At 61.7% G+C, this 17,214-nt stretch carries 14 protein-coding genes; 3 read left to right on the top strand and 11 right to left on the bottom strand.

The annotated features are described in order from the left end of the window. Positions 1-12: 12 nt before the first annotated feature. From ACQ4WL_RS13590 to xsc (ACQ4WL_RS13570), 5 genes are all read right to left on the bottom strand, one after another. On the bottom strand, positions 13-828 hold the full coding sequence (locus tag ACQ4WL_RS13590) for a taurine ABC transporter ATP-binding protein (RefSeq protein WP_436510245.1): 816 nt from the start codon (positions 826-828) through the stop codon (positions 13-15). A gap of 79 nt (positions 829-907) precedes the next feature. Beyond that, a complete protein-coding gene (gene tauA / locus ACQ4WL_RS13585) occupies positions 908-1,957 on the bottom strand; it encodes a taurine ABC transporter substrate-binding protein (protein ID WP_436510244.1) in 1,050 nt (349 codons plus the stop codon). Between the two features lie 116 nt (positions 1,958-2,073). Beyond that, positions 2,074-3,513, bottom strand: coding sequence for an NAD(P)/FAD-dependent oxidoreductase (locus ACQ4WL_RS13580; RefSeq protein WP_436510243.1), 1,440 nt, complete (start codon positions 3,511-3,513; stop codon positions 2,074-2,076). A 25-nt stretch (positions 3,514-3,538) separates the two neighbouring features. Further along, positions 3,539-3,955 carry a nuclear transport factor 2 family protein gene (locus ACQ4WL_RS13575; protein ID WP_436510242.1) on the bottom strand — a complete coding sequence of 139 codons (417 nt, stop codon included), beginning with the start codon at positions 3,953-3,955 and terminating at the stop codon, positions 3,539-3,541. 246 nt (positions 3,956-4,201) lie between these two features. Further along, a complete protein-coding gene (gene xsc / locus ACQ4WL_RS13570) occupies positions 4,202-6,007 on the bottom strand; it encodes a sulfoacetaldehyde acetyltransferase (protein WP_436510416.1) in 1,806 nt (601 codons plus the stop codon). A 225-nt stretch (positions 6,008-6,232) separates the two neighbouring features. On the opposite strand from xsc (ACQ4WL_RS13570), the gene ACQ4WL_RS13565 reads away from it, so the two are divergent. The 3 genes from ACQ4WL_RS13565 to ACQ4WL_RS13555 are packed head-to-tail and all read left to right on the top strand — an operon-like array spanning position 6,233 to position 9,811. Next, a complete protein-coding gene (locus ACQ4WL_RS13565; RefSeq protein ID WP_374106902.1) occupies positions 6,233-7,069 on the top strand; it encodes an IclR family transcriptional regulator in 837 nt (278 codons plus the stop codon). Positions 7,070-7,109: 40 nt separating this feature from the next. Then, entirely contained in the window at positions 7,110-8,084 is a 975-nt protein-coding gene (locus tag ACQ4WL_RS13560) for an AAA family ATPase (protein ID WP_436510241.1), read from the top strand. Continuing rightward, entirely contained in the window at positions 8,081-9,811 is a 1,731-nt protein-coding gene (locus ACQ4WL_RS13555; RefSeq protein WP_436510240.1) for a cobaltochelatase CobT-related protein, read from the top strand. The genes ACQ4WL_RS13560 and ACQ4WL_RS13555 overlap by 4 nt, the downstream gene beginning before the upstream one ends. A 4-nt stretch (positions 9,812-9,815) precedes the next feature. Here ACQ4WL_RS13555 and ACQ4WL_RS13550 read toward each other — a convergent pair whose 3' ends face one another. The 6 genes from ACQ4WL_RS13550 to ACQ4WL_RS13525 form a co-directional block, all read right to left on the bottom strand. Next, positions 9,816-10,958: an AAA family ATPase gene (locus ACQ4WL_RS13550; protein WP_436510239.1), complete on the bottom strand. Its 1,143-nt coding sequence runs from the start codon at positions 10,956-10,958 to the stop codon at positions 9,816-9,818. Beyond that, positions 10,955-11,842 carry an RNA ligase family protein gene (locus ACQ4WL_RS13545; RefSeq protein WP_436510238.1) on the bottom strand — a complete coding sequence of 296 codons (888 nt, stop codon included), beginning with the start codon at positions 11,840-11,842 and terminating at the stop codon, positions 10,955-10,957. The genes ACQ4WL_RS13550 and ACQ4WL_RS13545 overlap by 4 nt, the downstream gene beginning before the upstream one ends. A gap of 285 nt (positions 11,843-12,127) precedes the next feature. Next, a complete protein-coding gene (locus tag ACQ4WL_RS13540) occupies positions 12,128-12,904 on the bottom strand; it encodes a TSUP family transporter (protein ID WP_436510237.1) in 777 nt (258 codons plus the stop codon). Continuing rightward, positions 12,894-13,895 carry a phosphate acetyltransferase gene (gene pta, locus ACQ4WL_RS13535; protein ID WP_436510236.1) on the bottom strand — a complete coding sequence of 334 codons (1,002 nt, stop codon included), beginning with the start codon at positions 13,893-13,895 and terminating at the stop codon, positions 12,894-12,896. Before pta ends, ACQ4WL_RS13540 begins: the two co-directional genes overlap by 11 nt. A 248-nt stretch (positions 13,896-14,143) precedes the next feature. Next, positions 14,144-15,898, bottom strand: coding sequence for a sulfoacetaldehyde acetyltransferase (gene xsc, locus ACQ4WL_RS13530; protein WP_436510415.1), 1,755 nt, complete (start codon positions 15,896-15,898; stop codon positions 14,144-14,146). Positions 15,899-16,198: 300 nt separating this feature from the next. Beyond that, positions 16,199-17,209, bottom strand: coding sequence for a porin (locus tag ACQ4WL_RS13525; RefSeq protein ID WP_436510235.1), 1,011 nt, complete (start codon positions 17,207-17,209; stop codon positions 16,199-16,201). Between the last annotated feature and the right edge of the window lie 5 nt (positions 17,210-17,214).

Genomic DNA, 17,214 nt, shown 5'->3' with positions numbered 1-17,214 from the left:
ACGACAGATGGGCTATGCATGGGACACCTCCAGCTCTTTGTTGACTGCGCGCTCGTCGCCATAAATGATGTTGAGCACTGTTTCGCGCATCTTGATGAAGTCCGGGCTCGATTTCACGGCGCGCGCATCGCGGCATTCGAGGAAGCGCTTGTTGAAATCGAGTTCATACGTGTGCGTGATGCGGCCCGGACGGGGCGACATGACGATCAGCCGGTTCGCCAGGAACAGCGCCTCGTCGACGCTGTGGGTAATGAAGAAGAACATGGTGCTGGACTTGGCCCAGATAGCGAGCAGCAATTCCTGGATGGTTTCACGCGTCAGCGCGTCGAGCGCCGCCATCGGTTCATCCATCAGCAGCATGGCGGGATTGCTGGTCAGGGCGCGGGCGATGCCCACCCGCTGCTGCATGCCGCCCGACAATTGATAAATCATATTGTCGTGAAAGTCCTTCAAGCCCACCAGCGCCAGGTTTTTGGCCGCCTGTTCGCGCCGCACGGCTTTCGGCACGCCTTGCAGCTTCAGGCCGAATTCCACGTTTTCCATTACGTTCAGCCATGGCAGCAAGGCATGTTTCTGGAACACCACGCCACGGTCGGCGCCCGGTCCCTCCACCTTGTTCTCACCCAACATGATCTCGCCCTTGGACGGGGCGATAAAGCCCGCCATCAGGCTCAGCAAGGTGGTCTTGCCGCAGCCCGAAGCGCCCAGCGCGACGACGAAGTCGCCGCTATTGATGGTCAGGTTGATATTATTTAAGGCATGTACGCGTTCACCGGCCGTCTTGCCCGGATAAATCACGCTGACATCCTTGACGTACAGATTTTCCATGATGTCCCCGCATATGTAGTACTTCAGTTCAACGCATCTGTTCAGTCAGCGCGCCCGCAGGCGCGCCATCGCACAACGTTTACTTCAGCAGGCTGGCGGCCTGTGCATACCGGGGCGTGACATATTTGCTGTAGTCGGTGGCCAGGGTGTCGATCTTGCCTTCGCCCTTCAAGAATTGCGCCGTGGCCAGCAAAGCTTGTGCCACGCCGCCCTTCGCGCCGCCACCGAGCCAGGCCGGCGAGGCCTGCTCCTGCAACGATGGGTAGGCGTACAGGGCCACGGAAGCGGCCACGTCCTTGGCAGCCGCGCCCGAATGCTTGACGTTGGCTTTCACTTGCGGGGAATCGATGGTCCACGCCTTCGGATTGGCGCGGTAGTCGGCATCAAAGGCCGCCATCACCTTGACGAACTTGGCCATGAAGTCCGCGTTCGCTTCGCCCCAGGCGCGCTCGACGGCCATGCCGTCAAACGTGGCCTTGCCCTTCTTGCTCAGTTCGCCGGACGTGACGAGCACCTTGCCGTTTTGCTTAAGCTTGCTCAAGGCCGGGTCCCACACGAAGGCGGCGTCGATGTCACCCCGTTCCCAGGCAGCGGCGATCTGGTTCGGCTGCATGTTCAGCAATTTCACTTCCGCAGGCTTGATGCCCCACGTTTCCAGCGCGAACATGGTGTGGAAGTGCGTGGTGGAAACAAACGGCACGGCGATCTTCTTGCCGCGCAAGTCCGTGGGCTTGCTGATGCCGGCGCCATTGCGGGCCACCATCGCTTCGGCTTCATTGATGTCGTCGATGATCCAGAACAGCTGCAGATCGACGCCGCGGCTGACCGCCGCCGTCAGGGGGCTGGAACCGATGACGCCGATCTGCACGTCGCCGGAAGCCATGCCGGTGGCCACCTTGGCGCCCGAATCGAACTTGCGCCAGTTGATTTTATAGCCGGTGGTCTTTTCCACTTCGCCGCTGGCAATCGCCACCAGGAAGGGACCGTTGATTTCCTGGTAGGCAATCGTCACTTCCTTGCCTTGCGCAAAGACCGTACCGCTGGACGCCAGGGCGACGCCCAGCACCAGGGTGCCGAGGACGGCGCGGCGCATCATTGAAAATACCGTTTTGCTCGTGTATGTGTTCATGTCTCACTCCAAGTGTATTGTTATGTGTGAACGTGCGGGCAATCTCATCCCTTTCGGGAGGCGCCGCTGGCCGGTCTATGCCAGCTCATGCGGCGACTTGAACTGCAGTGCTGCTTTTAGAAAACCTCATCCTTCAAGTGATACCAGCGGTACAGGAAGCGCTGGCCCAGGCGGCGGAACGGGGCGAACGCTTGCGACTCGACCAGTTCCATCATGTTGGGATACGGCAATTTGGAATTGAAGATCGGCAAGCCCGTGTCGCTGGCCTTGCCCGCGATGCGCTCGGCCATGCGCCGCCCAGCCTGCGCCGAGTACATGACGCCGTTGCCGCCGTAACCGAGCGAATAGAAAATCGATTGCTTCGGGTCCGGTTGCACGATGCGCGGCATCATGTCGTGACTGACGTCGACCCAGCCCCACCACGAATAATCGATGGCGATGCCGGTCAGCGCGGGGAACTTGCGGTGCAGATCGTTGATCAAAAACTGTTTGTACTTGTCGTCCGGCGCGTCGGCGCCCGTGATGGCGCTACGGCTGCCGATCTGCACGCGATTGTCCGGCATCAAGCGGTAGTAGTGGCGCAGGATGCGCGTATCCGTGATCACCTGGTGGGTGCGGAAGTTGCACGCCTCGATTTCCGCGGGGGTCAGCGGACGCGTGACGAGCGAGTTCGACAAAATCGGTAGCAAGCGGTTTTTCACTTGCGGATGCAGATGGGGTGAGGTGTAGCCGCCCGTGGCCACGGCCACGGCACGGGCGCGCACCACGCCGCCCGGCGTTTGCAGATAATGCACGCCATTGCGCGTTTCCCAGCCCATCACGGGACTGGACGGGTGCACCTTGGCGCCAAGCGCGCGCGCCTTGCGCAGGTAGCCGAAAGCCAGCTTGCCCGCATGGATGCCTATGCCTTCCGGCTCGTGCAGCGCGCCGGCCGCTTCCTTGTCGTCGACGAATTCGCGCCTGACGGTGTCGGCGTCGAGGATGCGGGCGTCATACTTGAAGATCTCGCGCATGACCTTGGCTTCTTTTTCCAGCGCAGGCATGGCTTTCGCCTTGTGGGCGATGTACAGGTGGCCGCCCGGCTGCGGCTCGCAATCGATCTCGGCCGTGATCTTCTTGAACGTTGCCATCGCGTCGCACACTTCCACGTGCAGTTTCAGGGCCGTGTCCAGCCCATAGCGGTCTATCCACTGCGAGCGTTTCAGGCGGCCCGTCGTACATTGCGCCTGGCCGCCGTTGCGCGTGCTGCAGCCCCAGCTGACGCGGTTCGCTTCCAGCACGGTGGCCTTGATGCCGTGTTCCTGGGCCAGGAAGATGGCGCACGACAGGCCCGTGAAGCCGGAACCGATGATGGCCACATCGACGTCGATGTCATGCGTGATGGGGCCGTCGTCGGCGGGCGGCTCGCCGGCCGTGCCGATCCAGTAGGTGGGCGCGTAGGCATTGCCGTGGCCGGGACGCTGGGCCACCAGCGGATCGAAGGCGGGATCGTAAGGCGTGCGGGCGGCGGTGCTGTTGCCCAGTACGTCAGATGGGGTGTCGACAGGTTTGTTCATGATCATTCCCGGTGAACGTGCTGGCTCAGGCTTTGTTGCCGGTAGCGACCGGTGGGCGATCCTTGCGGAAGGCGTTCTTCACGGCGATCTTGCCATCGCGGAAAGTAAAAATGTCGACCATGCGCGCTTCGATGCGCGTGCCGTCCGCCTTGGTGCCGGCAAAGGTCGACTCCGTCACGCCGCGCTCGCCGCTGACGAAGTGTTCCGGATTGAGCCAGGCGGCGTCGGGGAAGGTTTGCCAGGCCAGCTCGAAGCCGGCGCGCACGGCATCGCGGCCGATGAAACTCTTGCCCAGCAAGTCAGGACCGGCCACGGCGTGGAATGCGCAATCGTCGGCCATCGCCGCCATCAGGGCCTCGATATCGTGGCGGTTCCAGGCATCGCCGAACGCTTGCAGGAAATCAGTAGTCACGGCGTCGGTGTGCGGTACAGGGTGGTTCATGGTGGTCTCCGTAAATCGTTTTTGATACGCTACGTTCCGTTTTTTGTCTTTTATTGAATTTAAGCCTTAAGCCTGGCCTTGTCAAATCAAATAATCCAAAAAACGGGACGCCTTGTATTCTTTATTGAAATTGCGCTATTGAAGTGACAATGTGTGAGAATTTCGTCATAACCCAACCAAACCCGGATGCAAGTACCGGGGTCGAACCCTCAGGGTTCGACCCCAGCATTTGCGACCTTGGCTTACTTAAACATAGTCCTTGTATTTATCCAGATGACGCACCGGCTTGCTCAACGCATCGCGGCGGAACGGGTCGCCCAGCTCGCGCGTGCACATGATTTCGATGATGGTCGTCTTGCCTTCATTCATCTGCATGTCGATCGCCTTTTTCAAGGCCGGACCCACGTCTTCCAGCTTGTCGACCGTGATGCCTTCGGCGCCCATGGCGCGCGCGATCTCGGCAAAGCTCTGGTTGTCGAGTTCACCGGCAACGAAGCGGCGGTTGTAGAAATCCACCTGGTTTTTCTTTTCCGCACCCCACTGGCGGTTGTGGAACACCACGGCCGTGACGGGAATGTTGTGGCGCACGCATGTCATCGTTTCCATCAAGCTCATGCCCCAGGCGCCGTCGCCCGCATACGACACGGCTGGACGGTGCGGCGCGGCAACCTTGGCGCCGATGATGGTCGGAAACGCATAACCGCAGTTGCCAAAGCTCATCGCTGCAAAGAAACTGCGCGGCTTTTCAAAGCGCAGATAGCTGTTCGCCACGGAGTTGATGTTGCCGATGTCGGTCGACACCATCACGTCTTCCGGCATGGCTTTTTCCAGCTCGCGCAAGACTTGGCGCGGGTGCAGATAGCTGCCCGGCTCTTTCTTTTGCTCTTCAATCATGTCCAGGCTGTACGCATCCTTTTCATGCGTCCAATTCGTCAATTCCTCTTCCCACGCGGCCTTCTCGGCTTGCACGGTGGCATAGCGCGCGTCGCGCGTGGCGTCGCAGTCGAGGCTCTTGCCATCCAGGCGCGCCAGGATGGCTTTAGCGGCTGCCTTGGCATCGCCGCAGATGCCCACCGAAATCTTTTTGACCAGGCCCAGCATCTTGTTGTCCGCATCGATCTGGATGATCTTGGCGTTTTTCGGCCAGTAATCCATGCCGTGCTGCGGCAAGGTGCCGAACGGTCCCAAACGTGAACCGAGGGCGACGACGACGTCGGCCTGGGCGATCAGTTTCATGGCCGCCTTGGAACCCTGGTAACCGAGCGGACCGCACCACAGCGGATGGCTGGCGGGGAACGAGTCGTTATGCAAATAGCTGTTCACCACTGGCGCGCCGAGGCGCTCGGCCAGGGCCTTGCACTCTTCAATCGCTTCGCCCATGACGACGCCGCCGCCCGAGATGATCACGGGGAACCTGGCTTTCGCCAGCAGTTCTGCAGCATCGTTGAGGCTTTGTTCGCCGCCGGCGCCACGGTCCAGGCGGTTCGGTTTGGGAATTTCGGCCTTGATTTCGCCATAGAAATAGTCGCGCGGGATGTTCAGTTGCGTTGGGCCCATTTCCGACATGGCGCGGTCAAAGCAGCGGCCCGTAAATTCCGCCATGCGGGCCGGATTGGTCACATGGCCTTGATATTTCGTAAATTCCTCGAACATCGGCAGCTGGTTCGCTTCCTGGAAGCCGCCCAGGCCCATGCTCATCGTGCCGGTCTCAGGAGTAATGATCACGACCGGGGTGTGCGCCCAGTAGGCGGCGGCAATCGCCGTCACGCAATTGCTGATGCCGGGGCCGTTCTGGCCGATGACCACGCCATGGCGGCCCGAGACGCGGGCGTAGCCGTCAGCCATGTGGCCGGCGCCCTGCTCATGCACGACGGGAATCAAACGGATGCCGGCGGGGGCGAAGATATCCATCGGGTCCATGAAGGCCGAGCCCATGATGCCGAACATGTCGGTCACGCCATTGGCGGCCAGGGTTTCCACGAACGCTTCGGAAGGCGTCATCTTTTGCGGGCCGGTAGGTATCGCGGCTGCGGCGGCTTTTTGCTCGGTCATGTCATTCATGGGTGTCTCCTGGTCTGTTGTAATGAACTGCAGTGTAGTGATCAACTTATTTATCAAAAATCGGTATATTTTGTTCCGAAATTTGATATACAATTCAATTTAAGCGTTCGGGAATCAAAAGTCAAACAGATTTTCAAGGAAACGGTACAATTTGAGTTCGAAAATGAAATAAGCTGAAGTAACACTCATAGCTACCCAACCGAGGCCACCATGGACATGATTTCATCCCCAAAACTTGAGCCGGAAAAACTGGAAGGCGACACGCCCACGATGCGTTTGTTTGCCTTGCTGGAAGTGATTGCCGAGAAAGACCAGTTGCTGTCGCTGCAAGCGCTGGTGGAAGAGACAGGGCTGCCGAAGCCCACCCTGCACCGCATGCTGCAACAGCTGGAAAGCGTGGGCGTGCTTCAGCGCGAAAGCGATGGCCGCCACTACAGCACCGGCGTGCGCCTGCGTCGCCTGGCGTCGAACCTCTTGATTAACAACACGTTCCATGGCGCGCGCCGCATGGTCTTGCGCCAGCTGGTCGAGGAAGTGGGCGAAAGCTGCAACCTGACGGCCTTCAGCGGCAGCGAAGTGGTGTACCTGGACCGGGTGGAAACGGCGGCACCACTGCGCTTCTATCTGCATCCAGGTTCGCGCGTGCCGGCCCACTGCTCGTCGAGCGGCAAGCTGTTCCTGGCGCAAATGACGCCCGTGCAACGGCGCCGCCTGCTGGGCCACATGGAATTGACGCGCTTTACGGACAAGACGGAAACGGACCCCGTCAAGCTGGAACGCGAACTGGAACTGGTGCGCCGCAACGGCTACGCGCTGGACGACGAGGAATTCCTGCCCGGCCTGCTGTGCGTGGCCGTGCTAGTGCCCAACCCGAACGGCCGCTCGAACCTGGCCGTGGCGATCCAGGCGCCCATCATCCGTTTGACGCACGACAAGGCTTTACATTTCTTGCCAGCATTGCAACGCGCCGCGCAAGCCCTGGCCGCCATCGAATCGGAAACCATGCCGACGACGGGCGGGGACGACGACGCATTACAAACCGGTCATTCATAACCGCCGTAGCGCCCATGCTGCGGTTTCACAGGAGAACAAGGTGCCAGATTCACGCCAACATCCCCCCGCCGCAGCGGCGCAAACCTTGCAGTCCGTACGCAGCCTGTTCAATATCGACAGCGACCTGCTCGTGCCCGTCTTTACGGAACGCGACGCGCACGTGCCCGACATCGATCCCGCCTACCGCTTCAACCAGGATGTGACCTTGGCGATCCTGGCCGGCTTCACGCATAACCGCCGCGTGATGGTGCAAGGCTTGCACGGCACGGGCAAGTCCACGCATATCGAGCAGGTGGCGGCGCGCCTGAACTGGCCTTGCGTGCGCGTCAACCTCGACGGCCACATCAGCCGCCTGGATCTGGTCGGCAAGGACGCCATCGTGCTGCGCGAACAGCAGCAAGTGACGGAATTCCAGGAAGGCATCGTGCCCTGGTCCTTGCAGCGCCCTGTGGCCCTGATCTTCGACGAGTACGACGCGGGCCGCCCCGACGTGATGTTCGTCATCCAGCGCATCCTCGAACGCGACGGCAAGTTCACCCTGCTCGACCAGAACCGGGTCATCACGCCGCATCCCCACTTCCGTATGTTCGCCACCTCGAACACGGTGGGCCTGGGCAACCTGAACGGCATGTACCACGGCACGCAAGTGCTCAATCACGCGCAGATCGACCGCTGGAACATCGTTGCCACCCTGAACTATCTGCCGCAGGCGGAAGAAACGGAAATCGTGCTGGCCAGAGTCCCTGCCATGAACGATGCAGCGGGCCGCCAGCTGGCAAGCAGCATGGTGGCCGTGGCCAGCCTCACGCGCCACGGCTATGCGGCGGGCGACCTGGCTTGCCTTATGTCGCCGCGCACGGTGATCACCTGGGCGGAGAATTGCCAGATCTTCCGCGACCCGGCCCTGGCTTTCCGCCTGTCCTTCCTCAACAAATGCGACGAGGCCGAGCGGCCCATGGTGGCCGAGTATTACCAGCGCTGTTTCAACGAGGAATTGCTGGCGACGGCGCCATGAACGCGGAAGCAACTGCGCCTGCCGCCTACACGCGCGAGCAGCAGGAAACGGATGAACTGTGCGCGGGCGCCATCCGCGCTCTGAGCGGACAAGCAACGATACGCTACCGGGGCCGGCGCCTGCACGATGGCCACCGCCCGCTGCCCATTCACGCAGCCCATCTGCAGACCGATGCAGCGCTGCAGGATTTACCCTCGCTGCGCGGCGCGGCCGACAGCGTGGCCCTGCGTTTGCTGCACACGGATGCCGCCCTGCACAAGTCGCTGTGTCCGGTCGAACCCGTGGCGCGCCTGGTCTTCGAATTGCTGGAACAATTAAGAGTGGAAACACTTGCGCCAGATCAACATGCAGGCGTGATCCACAACCTGCGTCACCGTTTTACTGCCTGGTCGCACGCGTTTTACGATTCCGGCCTGGCCGAGGGCGCGTCGGGCCTGCTCTTGTATACAGTGTTCCAGATGTGCTGGTCGCGACTGACAGCCCGGCCCGTGCTGGAAAAGACGGAAGATTTTATCGAAGCCACGCGCTGGTCAGTCTCGTCACAATTGAGCGGCGACCTGGCGGGTCTGCGCCGCCACCGCACGGACCAAGCCGCCTTTGCGCGCCACGCGCTGGCCATCGCCCATGCCGTCGATGCCATGCTGAAAGAAGCGCAGGCGCCCCAGGATGACCAGCAAAACGCGGCCGGGGACGCCAAGGCGCAGACAGCCTTCAAGCTGTTGCTCGATTTCGACAGCGACAACGACAACCTTCCCGATGCGGCTCCCTTGGGCGAGAGCCGCGCCTTGCGCGACAGCGATGGCGCCTACAAGGCTTACTCTACGGCCTACGACCGCGAAGAAAAAGCGGGCGAGCTGGTGCGCCGCGCCCTGCTGCTCGACTACCGCGAACGCATGGATGCGCGCATCGCCAGCCTGGGCATCAACACGGCCCGCCTGGCGCGGCGTTTCACGCAATTGCTGGCCGTACCCGAGCGCGAAGGCTGGTCGTTTGGCGAGGAAGAAGGTTATATCGATGGCCGCCGTCTGGCGCAGCTGATCAGCTCGCCGTCCGAGCGCAGGCTGTTTCGCAAGGAACAACTCCTGCCGCAAGCCGATTGCCTGGTGTCCTTCCTTGTCGATTGCTCCGGCTCCATGAAGACGCATGCGGAATCGGTCGCCGTGCTGCTCGACATTGTATTGCGCGCACTGGACCAGGCGGGGATTGCCACGGAATTGCTGGGCTTTACGACGGGTGCGTGGAATGGGGGCAGAGTCAGGCGTGACTGGATGCGCGCCCGCTCTCCGGCGAATCCGGGCCGTCTGAATGAACTCGTGCACATGGTCTTCAAGGATGGCGACACGCGCTGGCGCCGCGCGCGGCCCGACATCGCGGCCCTGCTGAAGGCGGACTTGTACCGCGAAGGCGTCGACGGCGAAGCCGTGGATTGGGCGTGTCGCCGCATGCTGGCGCGCCCGGAACGGCGGCGCATCCTGCTCGTCGTCTCCGACGGTTGCCCGATGGATACGGCCACGAATCTGGCCAACGACGAGTTTTATCTGGCGCAACATTTAAAACAAGTGGTGGCGCGCCGCGAAGCGCAGGGCGCCGTGGAAATTTGCGGCCTGGGACTGGGCCTGGACCTGGGCGCCTACTACAGCCGCAGCCTGGCCACCACCCTGCCCGCCTCGCTGAACAATGAGCTGTTCAGCGAGATCGCGCAGTTGCTGGACGGACAGAAACGCTAGACCGTCAAGCCAGCTCGTAGCGCACGGCGTGCGCTTCCATCGGCAGCGGGATTTCCCAGTTCCACAACATCGCTTGCAGCTTCTTGTTGCTGAGCGATGTGTCACGCTGGCCGTTGCGCCGCAGCAATTCCTTGCGCGGCTGCTCCAGGTAAACCAGCTCCACCTGCGCGTGGTATTTATAGAGCAGGTTGAGCGTCTTTTCGCGCATCAGCTTGGACAGATGCGTGGCATTCCACACGAACGGTTCACCACGGCGCAACAGCTCGCGCGCCCGCTCTTCCGCGTAGTCGCCCACCTGGCCTTCGTTCTTGCCGTGCTTCAAGCCCAGGGCCATGCGCGCATCGTCAAACGACACGACGGGCAGGCGCGGATGGTGCTTGTCCACCCACGTATTCTTGCCCGACGCGGGCAAGCCCGACATGACGATCACGTGCGATCCCGCTTCCTGGAACAGGGGATAATCGGGATGCGCCTCGGCGCCGCGAAAGTATTTGACGCGCGTGTGGTCGTCGACAAAGACCCTGCGCTGGCCATAGCAGCCTTCCTCGCGCGCCAGTTCACGGAACAGCTCGATGGCATCGAGTATGCGCTGCGGGTCCGGGCAGATCCGGCCGCGGATATCGGCCTCGGCCAGCATGGCCAGCAGGCGGATATCGACTTGCCACGACAGTTCGCGCACGGTAAATTCGGGCGTGACGCCGCGCCGCGATGTTTCCAGCGCAAAAAACGGCACCTGGTGCACATTGATCAGGCGGCAGATTTCCTCGCGCACGGCAAACGGCACGTCGCAATCCCACAGGGCGATGCGCGCATCGAGGGCGCCCTTGCGCGAGTGGCCGGGCTGGCCGATGGCGCCTGTCACCGGGTCGATCACCGTGGTGCTGCACTTGGCCACGTCGTGCAGCAAGGCGGCGAGGAACACGATTTCCTGTTCCGTCCGCGTGGCTTGCTGATAGTCGGGCATGGCCAGCAGCGATTCCACCACCATCATGGTATGCGTCCACACATCGCCTTCCGCGTGATACACGGGGTTTTGCGGCGTCGTCTTGGCCAGTTCCAGCTGCGGGAAAGCGGCCAGGCATGCGTTGAAATCGGGCGACTGGCCCGCTGGCGGCACCAGTTGTTGCAGGGTTTTCCAGTGCATCATGTTGTACTCCTTGAGTAGGCAGCCAGTTCATCGAGCGACTGGCAGGTGTGCAAGCCCAGGCTTTCCCACGTGACCAGCGGCTGCGGCGCGTACAGGTCTACGCCGTCAGCCAGCTGGTTGGGGATCAGGGGCCGCGTGCTGTGGTGCGAGCCACTGTCGAGGATGGTTTGCGTAAAGTCATGCCGCACCAGCTTGTAGCGGGCCAGCACTTGCTCGTCGTCTTCCACTTTCAGGTACAGGCCTTCCGCGTGGTCGGACTTGTCCGTCTGTTTCCAGCACAGGTCCAGCGGCAGGCGTTCGCGCGCCACCGCCTGTTCAAAAGCGTCGCGCCACAGGCGGGACTTGGCCAGCGAATGACGCAGCAGCAGCCACAGCTGTTTCGGCGACGTCGGCATCAAGCCCGCATACAGCACGGGCACGGACAGCACGGGCGAGCCGGCCAGCATGGCGTGGCGGCGCGCCGTCGACAAAAACATCTGGCTGCGCCGGCAATACACGTCAAACTCGTTGAAGTAATGGGGCAGCCGGTCGTAAAACACGGAATGCTTGCTGTACGACCATTCGCCAAACAGCACATACTGATCTTCCAGCAGATGCAGCAAGGCGTGTTCATGCGCCTGCGCCCACGGTTTGAGCAGGTTGAACTGGCGCTCGCTGCCGCCGCCCGCCAGGTAGTGGCCGCGCGACTGCAGCAGCACCTCGCCCGCATCGCTGAACGACACGGCGGAGTTGGCGCCATCGATTTTTTCCTCGATGACGACGTACTGGCCGGCCAGCTTTTTCAGGGGCATCTGGTCCGAGCCGTCGTCGCCGTCCTGCAGGCGCGAGCCTTCCAGGTGCGGCGTGCGCGGGTATTTGAATAAGGGTAAAGATTGTAAAAACATAGCGTCCCACGCCGCGTTCACCGGGGCGTGTCCATACAGGGTCAGGGATACTGACGACGTGTTCGGGCGTGTACGATCGAGACTAGCGTCACGGATACGTGTGCGGAAAGAGCAGTGCCGCAGCAATCGGGGGCGTCAACGCGCCGAACGATGCTGCAAGAGCATTTCGTCAGCGTTAGCAGGTGATGGCGAAGAAGCGAGGCACTTTTGGCTCCAATAAGGAAGAGGTTCGAGAAAGAACCGCGAATATAAAGGCTGTGTGCATATTTTGCAAGCGCCGCACGATTAGCCCAGCAATTGCGGCACCGCCGCCACCATCAGCGACAGGCCGATCAAGGTCAGCACGGCAAACGCGATGCGGCGCATGCCGCGCTGGGCGATGGGTGGCGGGTAGCGCTTGCCGGCCATGGTGGCCAGCACGCCCACGGGCAGGGCCAGCATGCACAAAAGTAACACTTTCGCGTCGAGCTGACCCTGGCTGCCCGCCATCAGCGAGCGTCCGCCCGCGCTGATGGCGAACAGGAAGATCAAGCTGTAGCGGATGGTCTTTAAACTCATTTCTTGGCGATAAAACTGGTACACGAGCGGTGGCCCGGCCAGCGAAAACAGGCCCGAGAACAGGCCGCCGCACACGCCGCTGATGAAGAAGCTGCGCTTGTCGGCCGCCCCCGGTCCCGGCGGCGCCTGCAGCAAGATACTGACGCCGCCATACATGATGGCCGCGCCCAGCAACAGTTTCAGGACGGGCGCATATGCCTGGTCCAGGTAGCCGAGCAGCAAGACGCCGGCCGCCATGGCCGGCAGCAAGCCGATGCTGGCCGCGCGGATAGCGCGCCAGTCCAGGTGGTGCACGGCGCCCGGCAAAGCCACCAGGCAATTGGCCAGCGATAACAAACTGACGAGGGCCGCCAGCGCGGGCACGGGCGCCAGGCCCAGGCCGCTTGCCACGCCCATGACGATCATGCCCAGGCCAAAGCCCGTGACAGTCTGAAAGTATGTGCCCGCCGCCACCACGCCCAGCAGCGCCAGCACGGGTAAGCTGAACAGGAAGTCAGCGTCCACCCTGGGCCTGCACGGCCGTGACCGCAATCACGTTGTAGACGTCGTCGGCGCTGCAGCCGCGCGACAAATCGTTGGCGGGCTTCTTCAAGCCTTGCAGCAAGGGGCCGATGGCGACAGCGCCGCCCATGCGTTCGGCCAGTTTGTAGCCGATATTGCCGGCGTCCAAGTTCGGGAACACCAGCACATTCGCGCGACCGTTGACGACGGAATCCTTGACTTTTCTCTGCGAAATCTCGGCCACGATGGCCGCGTCGAGCTGCACGTCGCCATCGATGGCCAGCAACGGACGCTGGGCCTTGACCCGTTCCGTGGCCGCATGCACCTTGTCGACGGCCGCGTGGTGAGCGCTGCCGCTGGTGGAAAACGACAGCATGGCGACCCGCGGTTCTTCCATCAGCAACGCTTGCGCGCTGTCGGCGGCGGCCATGGCGATGTCGGCCAATTCTTCCGCCTTCGGATCGACCACCAGGGCGCAATCGGAAAAGATGAAGCCGCCCTTGAGGCTATGGAAAGGTTCGCACAGCATCATCAGGAAAAAACTCGACACCAGCTTGAAGGCCGGATCGACGCCGATGATCTGGATGGCGCTGCGCACCACGTCGGCCGTCGTGTGCACGGCCCCCGCCACGCAGCCGTCGGCGTCGCCCAGGCGCACCATCAGGTTGGCGTAGCACAGCGGGTCTTGCACGGCGATCCTCGCCTGCTCCACCGTCATGCCCTTGGCTTGGCGCAGCACAAACAATTGCTGGGCATAGTGTTCCGACTCGCTTGACTCTGCCGGATCTACCAGGCGCACGGCATCGAGGTCCAGCGCGTGTTCGCGCGCCAGGGCCAGGATGGCGGCCGGCTTGCCGACGAGGGTGATATGCGCCAGGCCTTCGGCAGCTGCCCGCGCTGCCGCCTGCAGTACGCGCGCGTCGTCGCCCTCGCACAAGACGATGTTTTTCGGCACGGCGCGGGCTTGTGCGATGATGCGGTGCAGGGCTTTCATGGCGACTCCAATTCGGTAAAAAAATGCCGGAACCATGGCAGCATAAGGTAGAAAATATGAAGCAATGATTCCGGCACATAAAACCCGGCGCGATTGCCGGGGTCATACAAGGATCGGTCAGGGTGGTGTCGGATTACGCCGGGCCAAGGCTAAATTCCGGGGTCAGACCCGCCGGGGGAATGCGCTCCAATGGAGCGCGTTCCAATCCCGCAGGGACTGACCCCGGCTTTTTGCCGCTGGCTCAGCAATCAAACGTAATCTTTGTATTTATCCAGATGACGGATCGGTTTGCTCAACGCATCGCGGCGGAACGGGTCGCCCAGCTCGCGCGTGCACATGATTTCGATGATGGTGGTCTTGCCTTCATTCATCTGCATGTCGATCGCCTTTTTCAAGGCCGGACCCACGTCTTCCAGCTTGTCGACCGTGATGCCCTCGGCGCCCATGGCGCGCGCGATCTCGGCAAAGCTCTGGTTGTCGAGCTCACCGGCGACGAAGCGGCGGTTGTAGAAATCCACCTGGTTTTTCTTTTCCGCACCCCACTGGCGGTTGTGGAACACCACGGCCGTGACGGGAATGTTGTGGCGCACGCAGGTCATCGTTTCCATCAAGCTCATGCCCCAGGCGCCGTCGCCCGCATACGACACGGCTGGACGGTGCGGCGCGGCAACCTTGGCGCCGATGATGGTCGGAAACGCATAACCGCAATTGCCAAAGCTCATCGCTGCAAAGAAGCTGCGCGGCTTTTCAAAGCGCAGATAGCTGTTCGCCACGGAGTTGATGTTGCCGATGTCGGTCGACACCATCACGTCTTCCGGCATGGCTTTTTCCAGCTCGCGCAAGACTTGGCGCGGGTGCAGATAGCTGCCCGGCTCTTTCTTTTGCTCTTCGATCATGTCCAGGCTGTACGCATCCTTTTCATGCGTCCAGTTGGTCAATTCCTCTTCCCACGCGGCCTTCTCGGCTTGCACGGTGGCATAGCGCGCGTCGCGCGTGGCGTCGCAGTCGAGGCTCTTGCCATCCAGGCGCGCCAGGATGGCTTTAGCGGCTGCCTTGGCATCGCCGCAGATGCCCACCGAAATCTTTTTGACCAGGCCCAGCATCTTGTTGTCCGCATCGATCTGGATGATCTTGGCGTTTTTCGGCCAGTAATCCATGCCGTGCTGCGGCAAGGTGCCGAACGGTCCCAAACGTGAACCGAGGGCGACGACGACGTCGGCCTGGGCGATCAGTTTCATGGCCGCTTTCGAACCCTGGTAACCGAGCGGACCGCACCACAGCGGATGGCTGGCGGGGAACGAGTCGTTATGCAAATAGCTGTTCACCACTGGCGCGCCGAGGCGCTCGGCCAGGGCCTTGCACTCTTCAATCGCTTCGCCCATGACCACGCCGCCGCCCGAGATGATGACGGGGAACTTGGCCTTGGCCAGCAGTTCTGCAGCATCGTTGAGGCTTTGTTCGCCGCCGGCACCGCGGTCCAGGCGGTTCGGTTTGGGGATTTCGGCCTTGATTTCGCCATAGAAATAGTCGCGCGGGATGTTCAGTTGCGTCGGACCCATTTCCGACATGGCGCGATCAAAACAACGGCCCGTGAATTCCGCCATGCGGGCCGGATTGGTCACATGGCCTTGATATTTCGTAAATTCCTCGAACATCGGCAGCTGGTTCGCTTCCTGAAAGCCGCCCAGGCCCATGCTCATCGTGCCGGTCTCAGGAGTAATGATCACGACCGGGGTGTGCGCCCAGTAGGCGGCGGCAATCGCCGTCACGCAATTGCTGATGCCGGGGCCGTTCTGGCCGATGACGACGCCGTGGCGGCCCGAGACGCGGGCATAGCCGTCGGCCATGTGGCCGGCGCCCTGCTCGTGCACGACGGGAATCAAACGGATGCCGGCGGGGGCGAAGATATCCATCGGGTCCATGAAGGCCGAGCCCATGATGCCGAACATGTCGGTCACGCCATTGGCGGCCAGGGTTTCCACGAACGCTTCGGAAGGCGTCATCTTTTGCGGGCCCACTGGAGCAGGAGGGTTCACTGCGGCAGCGGCGGCGGCTTTTTGGTCGGACAAATCGGTCATAGCTCAGTCTCCTTACAGTTTTATGAAAAATCGGTATATTTTGTTCCGATATTTGAAATACATATTCAATTTAACGGTTGCAAAATGGACTGTCAATGAAAATTCATGAAAAATCGGACTGTTTCATTCCTGAATCCGGAATCCGTGACTTAGGTCCACTCCTGAAACAACAATGGCGGCTTATCCGCAACAGACAAGCCGCCATCGCTCCCTGCATCGCCGTGCTTAGAACTTCAAACGCATGCCGGCCGTGAAGGCGCTCGAGTTATGGCCAGGCAAGGGTACGCTGCCGCCGCTCGATGCGTCGCCGACGAAGTTGCTGCCCGCGCCATCGTTGTTGATGCGGCCGTACGAGGTGTACAGGTTGGTGCGCTTGGACAAGGCATAGGTATAGCCGATGGCCAGCTGGCGCCCGCCGCGGCGTAGGTTCGTGCGGTCATCCTTGCGGATGTACGAGGCCATCACGCTGCCGGCCGCGCCCACGGGGGCCGATACACCCAGCATGTAGTCGCGGAAATCCGTGCCCGCATCGTCCTTGTCCGTTTCATACGCGGCATGCAGCTTGGCGGGGCCGAAGTCGTAGGTGCCACCCAGCAAGGTCACTTTTGCCGTGTTCAGCGGCGTGTCCTTGCGCTTGTCATGCGCCAGGGTCAGCACCAGCGGACCGTTGGCGTAGTCGATGGAAAAGTCGATGGTGCGGCCCAGGGTGTTGCTGTCCGGCTTTTCACCGAGGCCAACCATGACGGCGGCCGACAAGCCGTTCACCTTCGGCGTTTCATACATGATGGCGTTTTTCGTGCGCAGGCTGGCCGCGCTCATCAGGTTGATCGAGGCGCCCGTCATGCCCGTCTCGAAGGGGTCGATATTGTCCAGCGCGGTAAACAGCGGGTTGTGCTGCAAGCCGATATTCACGGCGCCGAAGCCGCCCGACAGGCCCACATAAGCCTTGCGCCCGAACAGGGCGCCCTGGCGGTAAGCGCCCGTATCGAGGTCGAGGCCATTTTCCAACAAGAAATTAGCCTTCAAGTTGTTGCCCAGGTCTTCCGTGCCCTTGAAGCCGATGCGGCTGCCCGACTGCACGCCGGTGGCCAGCTTGGTGACGGAGCCTTCCGCGCCGCCGTGTTCGGACGTCAGGCCCGCGTCGAGCAAGCCGTACACGGTGACGGACGATTGGGCGCTGGCGCTGCCGGCGAAGAGTGTGGCCAGGACGGCCGCCGCTACGAGTGTGTGTTTCATGTCAT

The organism is Janthinobacterium kochi, from assembly GCF_051380715.1.
Taxonomy (GTDB): Bacteria; Pseudomonadota; Gammaproteobacteria; order Burkholderiales; family Burkholderiaceae_D; genus Janthinobacterium.
The sequence above is the reverse complement of the archived record's forward strand: the minus strand, read 5'-3'. Positions and strand labels throughout refer to the sequence as shown.

What these genes read in the sequence shown, in the direction of transcription:
- pta (WP_436510236.1), bottom strand. Translation starts at nt 13,895, where the DNA reads ATGAAAGCCCTGCACCGCATCATCGCACAAGCCCGCGCCGTGCCGAAA.
- ACQ4WL_RS13580 (WP_436510243.1), bottom strand. Translation starts at nt 3,513, where the DNA reads ATGAACAAACCTGTCGACACCCCATCTGACGTACTGGGCAACAGCACC.
- ACQ4WL_RS13525 (WP_436510235.1), bottom strand. Translation starts at nt 17,209, where the DNA reads ATGAAACACACACTCGTAGCGGCGGCCGTCCTGGCCACACTCTTCGCC.
- ACQ4WL_RS13590 (WP_436510245.1), bottom strand. Translation starts at nt 828, where the DNA reads ATGGAAAATCTGTACGTCAAGGATGTCAGCGTGATTTATCCGGGCAAG.
- xsc (WP_436510416.1), bottom strand. Translation starts at nt 6,007, where the DNA reads ATGACCGAGCAAAAAGCCGCCGCAGCCGCGATACCTACCGGCCCGCAA.
- ACQ4WL_RS13545 (WP_436510238.1), bottom strand. Translation starts at nt 11,842, where the DNA reads ATGTTTTTACAATCTTTACCCTTATTCAAATACCCGCGCACGCCGCAC.
- ACQ4WL_RS13575 (WP_436510242.1), bottom strand. Translation starts at nt 3,955, where the DNA reads ATGAACCACCCTGTACCGCACACCGACGCCGTGACTACTGATTTCCTG.
- tauA (WP_436510244.1), bottom strand. Translation starts at nt 1,957, where the DNA reads ATGAACACATACACGAGCAAAACGGTATTTTCAATGATGCGCCGCGCC.
- ACQ4WL_RS13565 (WP_374106902.1), top strand. Translation starts at nt 6,233, where the DNA reads ATGATTTCATCCCCAAAACTTGAGCCGGAAAAACTGGAAGGCGACACG.
- ACQ4WL_RS13555 (WP_436510240.1), top strand. Translation starts at nt 8,081, where the DNA reads ATGAACGCGGAAGCAACTGCGCCTGCCGCCTACACGCGCGAGCAGCAG.
- xsc (WP_436510415.1), bottom strand. Translation starts at nt 15,898, where the DNA reads ATGACGCCTTCCGAAGCGTTCGTGGAAACCCTGGCCGCCAATGGCGTG.
- ACQ4WL_RS13550 (WP_436510239.1), bottom strand. Translation starts at nt 10,958, where the DNA reads ATGATGCACTGGAAAACCCTGCAACAACTGGTGCCGCCAGCGGGCCAG.